Origin of the sequence: Pseudofrankia coriaricola (assembly GCF_032027725.1) — a bacterium.
GTDB lineage: Bacteria > Actinomycetota > Actinomycetes > Frankiales > Frankiaceae > Pseudofrankia.
The window spans coordinates 1-12413 of record NZ_JASNFO010000095.1; the positions used below are offsets into that span (position 1 = coordinate 1).

At 73.4% G+C, this 12413-nt stretch carries 8 protein-coding genes and 1 pseudogene; 7 read left to right on the forward strand and 2 right to left on the reverse strand.

The annotated features are described in order from the left end of the window. Positions 1-492 precede the first annotated feature (492 nt). Both QOZ89_RS38120 and QOZ89_RS38125 read left to right on the forward strand, forming a co-directional pair. Entirely contained in the window at positions 493-2526 is a 2034-nt protein-coding gene (locus QOZ89_RS38120; RefSeq protein WP_312628882.1) for a TIGR03960 family B12-binding radical SAM protein, read from the forward strand. Then, positions 2507-3292 (forward strand): TIGR03936 family radical SAM-associated protein, encoded by a 786-nt coding sequence (locus QOZ89_RS38125; RefSeq protein ID WP_071048613.1) that lies wholly within the window; start codon positions 2507-2509, stop codon positions 3290-3292. The genes QOZ89_RS38120 and QOZ89_RS38125 overlap by 20 nt, the downstream gene beginning before the upstream one ends. Positions 3293-3523: 231 nt before the next feature. Here the strand turns inward: QOZ89_RS38125 and QOZ89_RS47855 are convergent, their stop codons facing one another. Next, positions 3524-4588, reverse strand: coding sequence for a pentapeptide repeat-containing protein (locus QOZ89_RS47855; protein ID WP_491723692.1), 1065 nt, complete (start codon positions 4586-4588; stop codon positions 3524-3526). 60 nt (positions 4589-4648) lie between these two features. On the opposite strand from QOZ89_RS47855, the pseudogene QOZ89_RS38130 reads away from it, so the two are divergent. Next, positions 4649-7396: pseudogene (locus QOZ89_RS38130) on the forward strand (Rne/Rng family ribonuclease); the annotation flags it as partial. Between the two features lie 36 nt (positions 7397-7432). Here QOZ89_RS38130 and QOZ89_RS38135 read toward each other — a convergent pair. Then, the gene (locus QOZ89_RS38135; protein ID WP_071048614.1) at positions 7433-7912 is read right to left on the reverse strand and encodes a hypothetical protein; all 480 of its coding nucleotides are present in this window, start codon (positions 7910-7912) and stop codon (positions 7433-7435) included. A 522-nt stretch (positions 7913-8434) separates the two neighbouring features. Between QOZ89_RS38135 and rplU the strand changes: the two genes are divergently transcribed. The 4 genes from rplU (at position 8435) to proB (ending at position 12412) form a co-directional block, all read left to right on the forward strand. Next, positions 8435-8752 (forward strand): 50S ribosomal protein L21, encoded by a 318-nt coding sequence (rplU, locus tag QOZ89_RS38140; protein ID WP_071048615.1) that lies wholly within the window; start codon positions 8435-8437, stop codon positions 8750-8752. A 5-nt stretch (positions 8753-8757) separates the two neighbouring features. After that, positions 8758-9024 carry a 50S ribosomal protein L27 gene (gene rpmA, locus QOZ89_RS38145; RefSeq protein WP_071048616.1) on the forward strand — a complete coding sequence of 89 codons (267 nt, stop codon included), beginning with the start codon at positions 8758-8760 and terminating at the stop codon, positions 9022-9024. 449 nt (positions 9025-9473) lie between these two features. After that, positions 9474-11294 carry a GTPase ObgE gene (gene obgE / locus QOZ89_RS38150; RefSeq protein WP_116271501.1) on the forward strand — a complete coding sequence of 607 codons (1821 nt, stop codon included), beginning with the start codon at positions 9474-9476 and terminating at the stop codon, positions 11292-11294. Positions 11295-11296: 2 nt separating this feature from the next. Next, positions 11297-12412, forward strand: coding sequence for a glutamate 5-kinase (gene proB / locus QOZ89_RS38155; RefSeq protein WP_071048617.1), 1116 nt, complete (start codon positions 11297-11299; stop codon positions 12410-12412). Position 12413 lies beyond the last annotated feature (1 nt).

Here is a 12413-nt window from a genome sequence, read left to right on the forward strand (position 1 = left end):
GCTTCGCTCCCAAGGGACCTCCGCGCGCCGTCCTCCTGCGCTCACGGGCGCTCCGGCGACCTCCGCTGCGGCCCAACCACGTTCGCTTCGCTCCGTGGCTGGGCCTCCGCGGAGGCGCGCCTCCGCGCCAGCACGGTTGCGTGCCGCTTGAACGCCGCCGACCCCACCCAGCCTCGGACTGGTGACGTACAGCGGTACGCGACCGAGCTGGGCGCGGAGGCGCACCTCGCGGAGGCCCACCTACGAGCGAAGCGAACGTAGGGGGGCCGCAGCGAGGTCGCCGGAGCGCCCGTGAGCGGAGGAGGACACGGCGCGGAGGTCCCTTGGGAGCGAAGCGAGTAAGGGGCCGGAGCGCCGTGCCCGGACGGAGCGAACCGGCATCAACCTTCCCGCCCAACCCCAGTCCAGCCCCTGTCGTGCCCCCGATCCAGCTCTTGGGCCGGAGCGCGCCGTCCAGAAATCTTGCGTGAGGGCTTGGGTAGGCTTGCTCGCATGTCTGGTCAGTCGGTGTTCCCGCGTCTGGAGCCACTGCTGCCCAGGGTTCGCAAACCTGTGCAGTACGTCGGCGGCGAGGGAAACTCCACCGTCAAGCCCTGGGAGTCCGCCGCCGTCCGCTGGTGCCTGATGTACCCGGACGCCTACGAGGTCGGCCTGCCCAACCAGGGGCTGCAGATCCTCTACGAGGTCCTCAACGAGCAGCCGGACGTGCTCGCCGAGCGCGCCTACGCGGTGCTGCCGGATCTGGAGGCGCTGCTGCGCGAGCACGGTGTGCCCCAGTTCACCGTCGACGCCCACCGCCCGGTCGGTGACTTCGACGTCCTCGGCGTCAGCTTCGCCACCGAGCTCGGCTACACCAACCTGCTCACCGCGCTCGACCTCGCCGGCATCCCGTTGCGCGCCGCCGACCGCGCCGACGAGCACCCGCTGGTGATCGCCGGCGGCCACGCCGCGTTCAACCCGGAGCCCGTCACCGACTTCATCGACGCCGCCGTCCTCGGTGACGGCGAGCAGGCCGTCCTCGACATCACCGACGTGATCCGCGCGTTCAGGGCGGCGGGCTCGCCGGGCGGCCGCGCGGAGCTGCTCGCCCGGCTCGCCCGCCGGCGCCTCGTCTACGTGCCCGCGTTCTTCGACGTCACCTACGGCGAGGACGGCGCGATCGTCGCTGTCACCGCCAACCGGGATGATGTCCCGGCTCGCCCGGTGAAGCACACGCTGTCCGACCTGGACTCGTGGCCGTACCCGAAGACACCGCTGGTGCCGCTCGCGGAGACCGTGCACGAGCGGATGAGCGTGGAGATCTTCCGCGGCTGCACCCGCGGCTGTCGGTTCTGCCAGGCCGGGATGATCACCAGGCCGGTCCGGGAGCGTTCGATCGACACGATCGGCGCGATGGTCGACGCGGGCCTGTCGGCCTCCGGCTTCTCCGAGGTCGGGCTGCTGTCACTGTCGAGCGCCGACCACAGTGAGATCGGCGAGATCGCGACCCAGCTCGCCGACCGCTACGAGGGCACCAACACCTCACTGTCGCTGCCGTCCACCCGGGTCGACGCGTTCAACGTGACGCTGGCCAACGAGTTCTCCCGCAACGGCCGGCGTAGTGGGCTCACCTTCGCCCCCGAGGGCGGTTCGGAGCGTCTTCGCAAGGTCATCAACAAGATGGTCAGCGAGGAGGATCTGATCCGCACCGTCAGCACCGCGTACGCGCAGGGCTGGCGACAGGTGAAGCTCTACTTCATGTGCGGTCTGCCGACCGAGACCGACGAGGATGTGCTCGGCATCGCCAAGCTCGCCCGCGAGGTGATCAGGGCCGGCCGCAAGGCCAGCGGGCATCGCGACATCCGCTGCACGGTCTCCATCGGCGGGTTCGTGCCCAAGTCGCACACCCCGTTCCAGTGGGCCGGCCAGGCCTCCTGGGAGGTCACCGACCACCGGCTCAAGCTGCTGCGCGACACCGTCCGCGCCGACCGGGAGATCGCCCGCGCCGTCGGGTTCCGCTACCACGACGGCCGGCCGGGGATCATCGAGGGCCTGCTCGCCCGCGGCGACCGCCGCGTGGGCCGGGTGATCGAACGGGTGTGGCGCGAGGGCGGGCGCTTCGACGGCTGGAGCGAGCACTTCTCCTTCGAGCGCTGGGAGCGCGCGGCGGCCGCCGAGCTCGAGCCGCTGGGCGTCTCGCTGGACTGGTTCACCACCCGGGAGCGCCCCGAACGCGAGGTGCTGCCCTGGGACCACCTCGACGCGGGCCTCGACCGCGACTGGCTGTGGTCGGACTGGCAGGACGCGCTGCGCGCGTCCGAGCTCGACGACTGCCGGTGGACGCCCTGCTACGACTGCGGTGTCTGCCCGACGATGGGCTCGCAGATCGAGATCGGCCCGACGCGCCGCACCCTGCTGCCGCTGACCCCGGTGCCGTCGCGGCCCGCGCGGGCCGCGACGGGCGCGGCGACGTCGGCTTCCGCGACGGCCGCGACAGCGACGGCGGCGACGGGGCAGGAGAAGGCGCGTGCCGCCGCGGCGCCCTGACGGCCCGCCGCCGCCACCGCCGGTCGCGCGGGTGCGGTTGCGGTTCGCGAAGCGCGGCCGGCTGCGCTTCCTCTCCCAGCTCGACCTTGCGCGGTCCTTCGAGCGCGGGCTGCGCCGCGCGCGGGTGCCGATCGCCTTCTCAGCCGGGTTCAGCCCGCACCCGAAGGTCTCCTGGGTCGGTGGGGTGCCCACCGGGGCGGCCAGCGAGGCCGAGTACGTCGAGCTCGCGCTCGCCGAGGACGTCGACCCGGAGGCGTTGCGGGTGGCGTTGGACGCGGCGCTGCCGCCCGGGTTCGACCTGCTCGCCTGCGTGCCGGCGGAGGGCGGGCCGCTGGCCGGACGGATCGAGGCGTCCCGCTGGAGCGTGCGCGTGCCGGGTGTGCCGGCCGAGGACGTCTCCCGCGCGCTGGACGCGCTGCTGGCTCGGGAAAGTCTCGAGGTCGAGCGCAGGACCAAGTCCGGCCGCGCCCTCGTCGACGTGCGGCGAGCGGTGATCTGCGGCGTTTGCCGTGCGTCGGCTCACGACTGTGCGATACTGGATGTGGTCGTGCGGCATACGACGCCCGCTGTGCGACCAGACGACGTGCTGACCGCCCTTGGCGTGGTTGCCGTCCCGCCGCTGACGTTTCCGGTCCCGCCGGAGCCAACCAGGCTCGAGCAGGGACTGATCCGGGTGGACGGGACGCTGGCGGACCCATTGGCCGCCCCCTCCGGGGCGCCGAACCGAAGCGAGACGGACCGGCTGGCAGGTCGACTCACAGCTTGATGCAGGGCGTCGCAGGATTACGGCGGTTCGTCCGCCGGACTAGACAGCGGCTTCTGCGCGGCCGCGACTGCCTGTGGCAGCGCGCCCGGGAGCCCGGAGGCTTTATATCCCGTGCCCGACGACACTCAGATTCCCAGCGACGACAACCAGACGGCACCGACGGCGGAAGAATCCGCCGCCGCGCCTCGACGCCGCCGCTCGGCCGGCCGGCCCGCCGGTCCTCCCAGCGAATCATCCGCCGCGCTGCCCTTCGAGCAGCCTCCCGACGACCTGGCGCCACCCGCCGTCGACGGGGCTCCGATCGACCTGAACGCGGCCGACACTCCGATCGTTCTGAACCAGGTCGACACTCCGGTCATTCTGGACGCCACCGGCACGGACCCGGTGGAGGCGGAACCAGCTGGGGAGGACGAGCTCGACCCGCCAGCCGGGACGGACGTGCCAGCCCCGGCCGACGAGGCCGAGCCGCCGGTGCCGGTGCCGGTAAGCGAGCCCGCCCAGGCCATGACCGAGGTGGTCACGGCCGAGGCCGTTCCCGCCTCGGCCGCCGCCGCGCCTACCGCCGCCGTGCCGGCGGACGGCGCGCCCGTTGACATCGACCCGACCGCGGAGACGGCTCCCGCCGAGACGCGCCGCCGGCCGCGCGCGCGCCGGGCGGTCCGGGCCGTACTCACACCCCTCGCGCCTCTCGCGTCGCCCGAGTCGACGGCCTCCGCTCCCGTTGCCGCCGAGTCGCCGGCGGCCGAGGCCGGTGCGCCGGCCGGGGGCGAGCCGCTCGGCGAGGCCGCGCCCGCCGAGACGGAGGCGGCCCTCGAGGCGCCAGTCCGGCGGCGGGCCCGTTCCGCCCGCCGGGCCACGTCGGCGCCGTCCGAGCCGTCCGCGGTGACGCCCTCTGAGGCCACGTCGCCCGCGGTGGACGAGCCGCCCGCGGCTGTGGACCAGTCCGTCGAGACGGTGAAGATTTCCGAGCCGGCGGCCGAGACGGCCGCCGAGACCGAGACGCCTGCCGAGACCGAGACGCCCACGGCGCCTCCCAGGACGCGGCGCCGCGCCGCCAGCCGGCGCGCCCGTGCCGTCGAGGAGACCGTGGCGGGCGAGGCTGCTCAGGCCGAGCCGCCGACTGAGGCCGAGGCGCCCACGGCTGAGGCAAGCACGGCTGAGGCAAGCACGGCTGAGGCAAGCACGGCTGAGGCAAGCACGGCTGAGGCAAGCACCGCGGAGGCAAGCACCGCGGAGGCGCCCCCCGTCGGGACGCTGGCCGTCGAGGCGTCCACAGACGCGGGCGACGCCTCCCAGTCATCCGCCCCGAAGTGGAGCGTCGGGTCCACCTTCTCGGCCGGTTTCGACACCCAGGTGTCCACACCTCGTGTGGCTCGCCGGCCAGTGACGGCGGTGACCTTCCAGGCCCCCGACCTGGCCGCGCGCGAGCCGACGGCCCCCCGGGGCCGCGATCGCGATCGTGACTGGGATCGGGACCACCCCCGCGACGCGGAGGAGCGCCCCGACCGGGCTGCGCCGGCCGCGGCCGTGAAGGAGACCGGGGAGTCCCCGGAGGCCAGCGAAGAGCTCCCCGTGGTCGAGACCGCGCAGGCCCAGGAGCCCGAGGCCGCCGACATCGAGTCGGGCCTGGAGGACGCCGACGTGACCGGCACCCGCCGTCGCCGTCGCGGCCGCCGTGGCCGGGGCCGGACGCGCGGCGAGGAGGACGGTTTCGAGGCCGGCGAGGCCGGCGAGGCCGGTGCGGAGCAGTCGGCCGCGGACGAGGACGAGGCCGAGGACGACGAGCCTGACGAGGCCGACGAGCAGCTCGCCACCGACGCCGACGAGGAGGACGAGGAGGACGATCGGACCGGCTCGCGCCGCCGTCGCCGTCGCCGTCGCCGGGCCACGACGTCGGGAGACGAGGCATCCTCCCCGGATGACCCGCCGAACACGGTCGTCCACGTCCGCGAGACGCGCCGCGACGACGACCTCGTCCGCGGGGTCAGCGGGTCGACCAGGCTCGAGGCCAAGCGGCAGCGCCGCCGGGAGGGCCGGGACGTCGGGCGGCGCCGGCCGCCGATCGTCACCGAGGCGGAGTTCCTCGCCCGCCGTGAGTCGGTCGAGCGCCGGATGCTGGTGCGCCACGCCGGCGACCGCACCCAGATCGCCGTGCTCGAGGACGGTGTCCTCGTGGAGCACTTCGTCACCAGGGCCAGCTCCTCCTCATACGCCGGCAACGTCTACCTCGGCCGGGTACAGAACGTGCTGGCCAGCATGGAGGCGGCCTTCGTCGACATCGGCAAGGGCCGCAACGCCGTCCTCTACGCCGGCGAGGTCAACTACGACGCTTCCGGGCTGGAGGGCAGGCCGCGCAAGATCGAGCAGGTGCTCAAGCCGGGCCAGTCTGTGCTCGTCCAGGTCTCCAAGGACCCGATCGGGCACAAGGGCGCCCGGCTGACCAGCCAGGTCAGCCTGCCCGGCCGCTACCTCGTGTACGTGCCGGACGGGCAGAGCGCCGGGATCAGCCGCAAGCTGCCGGACACCGAGCGCTCCCGGCTCAAGAGCATCCTCAAGAAGATCACCCCCGAGGATGGCGGCGTGATTGTGCGGACGGCCGCCGAGGGCGCGAGCGAGCAGGAGCTCGAGCGTGACGTCGAGCGCCTCGCGGCCCAGTGGGAGGACATCGCCCGCAAGGCGCAGAAGGCCAGCGCCCCGGCGCTGCTCTACGGCGAGCCGGACCTGGTCGTCCGGGTGATCCGCGACATCTTCAACGAGGACTTCACCGAGCTGCTCGTACAGGGCTCGGGCGAGGCCGAGACCATCGAGAGCTACGTCGACATGGTCGCGCCGGACCTGCGTACCCGGGTCCGCAGGCACGTCGGGACGACCGATCTGTTCACCGAGTACCGCGTCGACGAGCAGCTGGCCAAGGCGCTGGACCGCAAGGTGTGGCTGCCCTCCGGCGGCTCGCTGGTGATCGACCGGACCGAGGCCATGACGGTCGTCGACGTCAACACCGGCAAGTTCACCGGCAAGGGCGGCAACCTCGAGGAGACCGTCACCAAGAACAACCTCGAGGCCGCCGAGGAGATCGTCCGCCAGCTGCGGCTGCGTGACATCGGCGGGATCATCGTCATCGACTTCATCGACATGGTCCTGGAGAGCAACCGCGAGCTGGTGCTGCGCCGGCTCACCGAGTGCCTCGGCCGGGACCGCACCCGCCACCAGGTCGCCGAGGTGACCAGCCTCGGCCTGGTCCAGATGACTCGCAAGCGGGTCGGCCAGGGCCTCCTGGAGGCTTACAGCGAGTCCTGCGCGCACTGCAACGGGCGTGGCGTGCTCATCCATCTCGACGGTTACCATGCGCCGGCGGCGTCCTTGCCGGTGCCGGCGCCCCCGGCCCGTCGTGCCGGGCGCCGCGGCTCCGTCGCGGCGGTGCCGCTCGCGGGCTCCGAACAGCTGAGCGAGGGCGAGGGCGACCGGGCGGTCCCCGAGCATGCCTCCTCGATGGGAGGAACCCTGGAGGCCACAGGTCTGGCTGACGGCCACACCGGCGCCACCGGGCCGGGCGCCGGCGCGCCCGAGACTGCGGGAGGCACCGAGGCCGGCGCCGCGCGCGAGAGCGGCCGCCGCTCCCGGCGGGCCCGCCGGGCCACGACCCAGATCATCGCCGCGGACGTGGTGGCGCCGGAGCCGGCGGCCACCCAGGCAGCGGAGGCGGAGCCGGCCGGGACAGAGCCGGCGGCGGCGCCGGCGAACGGGGCCGCGGCCGGCACCGGCTGGCCGGACACGATCCCGACCGGGACCGGCGAGGACCACGCCCTCCAGACGCCCGCCGGCGAACCAGGCGGCGTGGGCTGGCCGACGAACGGCCCGGCGTATGCCCAGGGCCACCAGAACGGTGGCGCTCAGAACGGTGGCGCTCCCACGGGCGCCGCCATCGGGGAGCCGGAGCACGCCGCGTCGGGGGGCCCGACGGTGTTCGCCAACTCGGCCGACCCCGACAGCATCATCGGCGAAGCGGGCTCGGCGGGCGCCGGCCGTGGCCGCCGGCCGCGGCGGGCATCCCGCCCGGTGGCGAAGCCGGCGGAGTCCGTCGAGGCGACCGTCTCGGCCGACTGAGGCCGGCGCTTCGCGCCAGCCACAGGCCGGGTTTGGCTAGGCCGCGTGGCGGTGGTTGTCGGTGGTGGCCGGCGCGTCCGGCCGTCGGCGGGTGGGCGGCTCGTCGTGGCCGGCGGGCCCGGGGTCCCGCGGGTCGTGAACGCCGGTGGGCGCCCCGTTCGCAGCCGTCCTGTCGTGGTCGTGGCCGGCCAGCGCGGAACGGCCGGCTTCGGCGAGTAGCTGGTCCAGGGCTACCCGTGAGCGGCGCAGCGCGCCGTCCACGGCGTCCCTGGCCAGGTCATGGTTGCCGAGCTGCAGCGCGTAGGTCGCGACGACGAGCGTCTGCACCAGGTCGTCCTGGTCACCGAGGCGCGCGGCCGCCTCGGTGCGCCGGGCGGCCGCGCTCGCCGCCGCCAGGCGCGCCGTCAGCGCCCGCCCGTGCAGCGTCGCCCAGCAGGCCACCGGAACCGCCATGAGGGCGACCAGCGCGACCGCGCCCGCCACCCAGGTTGCCGTTTCCCACTCCATCTCGGTCATCCCCGGCCGCCCTCCCGCCCCCGCCGGATATCTCCGTCGCCAGGTCCATCGTTCCCCGGCGGCCGGGGCGGTGACCATGACACGTCCGGATCACCCTCAGGTGATCCCGCCCTAGGTAAGGAGTCACCCGCCTGTGCCGACGGGTGCACCCATCCGGGCTGGCTATCAACGGAAAGTAGTCATGCTGGCCCTGACCGGCAGGTCCTGGTGGCCGCGAGTCGGCCAGCCGTCGCCCTGGGCGGAGACAGGCGCGGCCACCGGGCGTAAACGAGCCGGTGCCGGTCAGCACCTTTCGCCATCGGGCCTGTAGGGTGGAGCGACACGGGGTAGGTTTGGTGCCCACTCCGGACGGGCGTAGGCCAGTCAGCGCCGCGCGGGCCACACGGGCGACTCCACATGGGAGATCCGAGGCGGTCGCGTGGTCGCTGTTGCCGGGGGCGTACGGGCGCGGGGCACCTTGAGGAGATGAGCTCGCGCGGCGGCTTTCGAGGTGCGCGTGGGCCACAGGAGCAGGGAGAACTGGTGTACGCGGTCGTTGCCAGCGGCGGCAAGCAGCACAGGGTCGCCGTCGGCGATGTGGTTGACGTCGAGCTTCTCCCCGGTAAGCCGGGCGTGGCCGTGAACCTTCCGGCACTGCTGCTTATCGATGGCGAGTCGGTCACCACCGACAAGGATGCGCTCGCGTCCGTCGAGGTGACCGCCGAGGTCGTCGGCGTCGTCAAGGGTCCGAAGATCCGGATCCACAAGTTCAAGAACAAGACCGGCTACCACAAGCGGCAGGGTCACCGCCAGAAGCTGACCCGGCTGAAGGTCACCGGCATCGAGACCAAAGAGGCCTGAGCGAGATGGCGCACAAGAAGGGCGCGAGCTCCTCGCGCAACGGTCGTGACTCCAACGCCCAGCGGCTGGGCGTGAAGCGATTCGGTGGCCAGTATGTGAAGGCCGGCGAGATCCTCGTCCGCCAGCGCGGCACCCACTTCCACCCGGGCGATCTCGTCGGCCGGGGCAAGGACGACACCCTGTTCGCGCTCGCCGAGGGGCACGTCCAGTTCGGCACCCGCCGCGGTCGCCGCGTCATAAACGTGCTCGCCCTGGAGACTGCCGCCGCCTGACGCGGTCGGGCTCACCCTGTTCGCCGAGCTTCGCTCGGCTTCCCGGGTGACCTCGTCAGAGATGCCTGCTCCGGGGGGCCGTTCCCCCAGCTGTCCGCTGGCGCGGCCAGCTGGGGGCCCCTGCGCCCGGACCCCCGGTGTCGGGCTTCGCTCGACCTTCTTGGGGCGACAGATGCAGGCCAATACCGAAGCCGCGCCGGGCTGGTGTCAGGAGCCCGGGTGCGGTCTTCGTCATGTTCGCGGTCCATACGAACTCTGCACTGGCATGACAACCCCTAGAGGGCCAAAGGGTGTGCGAAAATGATCTTCCTTCGCACACCCGGCGGCCGTTGTCTCCAGGATCACTAGAGGGCCAAAGGGCGTGCGAAAATGATCTTCCTTCGCACACCCGGCGGCCGTTGTCCCCAGGATCACTAAGGGCAGAGCCCAGTAATCGAGAGGCCAGGTCTGTGCCCACATTCGTCGACCGGGTGGTTCTGCACGCCGCCGCCGGGGACGGCGGGCATGGCTGCGCGTCGATCCACCGGGAGAAGTACAAGCCGCTCGGCGGGCCCGACGGGGGCAACGGCGGCCGAGGCGGCGACATCAGGCTGATCGTCGACCCCAGCGTTACCACGCTGCTCGACTTTCACTTCCACCCCCACCGCCGTGCCACCAGCGGCCGGCCGGGGCAGGGCTCCAACAAGAGCGGCGCCGACGGCGAGGACCTCGTTCTCCCGGTCCCCGACGGCACCGTCGTGCTCACCCCGGACGGCGAGGAGATCGTCGACCTGGTCGGCGCCGGCAGCACGTATGTGCTCGCCGGCGGCGGGCGCGGCGGGCGGGGCAACGCGGCGCTCGCGTCCGCCCGGCGCAAGGCGCCGGGGTTCGCGGAACTGGGCGAGCCGGGGGAGAACCTCGACGCCGTCCTGGAACTGAAGTCGGTCGCGGACGCCGCGCTCGTCGGTTACCCGAGTGCCGGCAAGTCGTCGCTGGTCTCGGTGCTGAGCGCGGCCAAGCCGAAGATTGCCGACTACCCGTTCACGACGCTGGTGCCGAACCTCGGCGTCGCGCAGGCGGGCGACCTGCCGCCCTACACCGTCGCCGACGTTCCCGGCCTGATCCCCGGCGCGAGCCAGGGCCGCGGCCTGGGGCTGGAGTTCCTCCGTCACATCGAGCGCTGCTCGGTGATCGTGCATGTCCTGGACTGCGCGACGCTGGAGTCCGACCGAGACCCGCTGTCGGACCTGGACGTGATCGAGAGCGAGCTGGCGGCCTACTCGGCGGATCTCGCGGACCGGCCCCGCATCGTGGTCCTCAACAAGATCGACGTTCCGGACGCCCGGGATCTAGCCGAGCTGGTCACACCCGACCTGCGCGCGCGTGGGCTCGAGGTGTTCTCGATCAGTACCGCGACCCGGGAGGGCGTGCGGCAGCTGACGCTGTACCTCGCCGGGATGATCGCCGAGCACCGGCGCTCGTCGCCGGTGGCATCGGCGACGCGGATCGTGCTGCGCCCGCGCGCGGTCGACGAGCCCGACTTCTCGGTACGCGCCGTCGGCGACGGATTCGTCGTCACCGGCGCGAAGCCCCTGCGCTGGATCCGCCAGACCGACTTCACCAACGACGAGGCGATCGGTTTCCTCGCCGACCGGCTGGCCCGGCTCGGTGTCGAGGCCGAGCTCGCCCGGCTCGGCGCCGAGCCGGGAGCCGAGGTCACCATCGGCGACGTCACGTTCGACTGGGAGCCGACGCTGTCTGGCCGCGGGGCGCTCGCCGACTACGCGACGGCCCGCGCGGACGAGGAGACCGCGAGCGTCGCGACCGTCGGCGGTACCGCCGGCCGCGGGCGCGTGACCGAGCCCCTGCTCGGCCCGCGTGGCAGCGACGACCGGATGCGCGCCTCGGTCCGGCTGACCCGCGGCGAGCGGATGACTCGCCGCGCTCGGCGGCTGGCCGACCGGGACGGAGCGGACACCGCCTTCGAGGACGCCCAGGACGGTGTCGTCGTGGACGAGGACGGCGTGGTCACCCACACGGACGCGCGGGACGAGGGCTGGGACGACGGTGTCTGGCACGACGGCCAGGACCCGGACGACGCGGATCTGGACGACGCGGATCTGGACGACGAGGACGCGGACGGCACCGATACGACGAACGGACCCGTCGTCGTCTGGGCCGGCCGCGACGGCGACGGCGCGGACGCCTCCTGGGACGACGACAAGAACGAGAGCGAGGACGGCGGCCAGCCGGCCGGCGCCCGGCGCGGCGGGGCGGGGGACGAGGGGTAGGCGTGCGTTCGTTCGTTGAGCACGCGCAACGGGTCGTCGTCAAGGTCGGGTCGTCGTCGCTGACGACCGCCTCCGGCGGGCTGGACGCGGCCCGGCTGGAGGCGCTCGTCGCGGCCGTGCGCCCACTCGCGGGGCGACGGCTGGTGCTGGTGAGCTCCGGCGCGATCGCTGCCGGGCTCGCCCCGCTGGGGCTCTCGCGCCGGCCGCGCGACCTCGCCACCCTGCAGGCCGCGGCGAGCGTCGGGCAGAGCGCGCTGGTCCACCAGTACGCGGAGGCGTTCCGGCGCTCGGACCACCAGGTCGGCCAGGTGCTGCTCACCGCGACCGACGTCATCCGGCGCACCCATTACCGCAACGCCCGCACGGCGCTCGACCGGCTGCTGGAGCTCGGCATCGTCCCGATCATCAACGAGAACGACGCCGTCGCCACCCAGGAGATCCGCTTCGGCGACAACGACCGTCTCGCGGCGATCGTCTCCCATCTCGTCTCCGCCGACCTGCTGGTGCTGCTGTCCGACGTCGACGGCGTCTATGACGCGAACCCGCGGCTGGGCCCGGCGAACCTGGTGCGCGACGTTCGGTCGGACGCCGACCTGGACGGGCTGACCGTCAAGGGCACCGGCACGGCCGGCGTCGGTACCGGCGGGATGGCGACGAAGATCGACGCGGCCCGGATGGCCGCGTCCGGCGGGGTGACCACGATCGTCACGTCGGCGGCGCTCGCTGCCCAGGCGCTGGCCGGCGAGGAGGTCGGCACGGTCTTCCACCCGACCGGCCCGCGCCGCGCGTCCCGCCTGCTCTGGCTGCAGCACGCGACCGCTCCTCAGGGCCGGCTGCACCTGGACGCGGGCGCGGTCGCCGCGGTCGTCGGCCGCCGGGCGTCGTTGCTGCCCGCGGGCCTGACCGCCGTCGACGGCGACTTCTCCGCCGGCGACCCGGTCGACCTCGTCGACCCGTCAGGTCGCCCGGTGGCGCGTGGCCTCGTCGCCTTCGACGCGGCGGAGCTTCCCACCATGCTCGGCCGCGGCACCGCCGAACTGGCCGCCGACCTCGGCCCCAGCTACGAGCGCGAGGTCGTCCACCGCGACGACTTGGTCCTCCTCCTGCGCGCGCGTTGAC

Coding starts and splice junctions, on each gene's coding strand:
- QOZ89_RS38120 (WP_312628882.1), top strand. CDS start 493: ATGTCTGGTCAGTCGGTGTTCCCGCGTCTGGAGCCACTGCTGCCCAGG.
- QOZ89_RS38135 (WP_071048614.1), bottom strand. CDS start 7,912: ATGACCGAGATGGAGTGGGAAACGGCAACCTGGGTGGCGGGCGCGGTC.
- rpmA (WP_071048616.1), top strand. CDS start 8,758: ATGGCGCACAAGAAGGGCGCGAGCTCCTCGCGCAACGGTCGTGACTCC.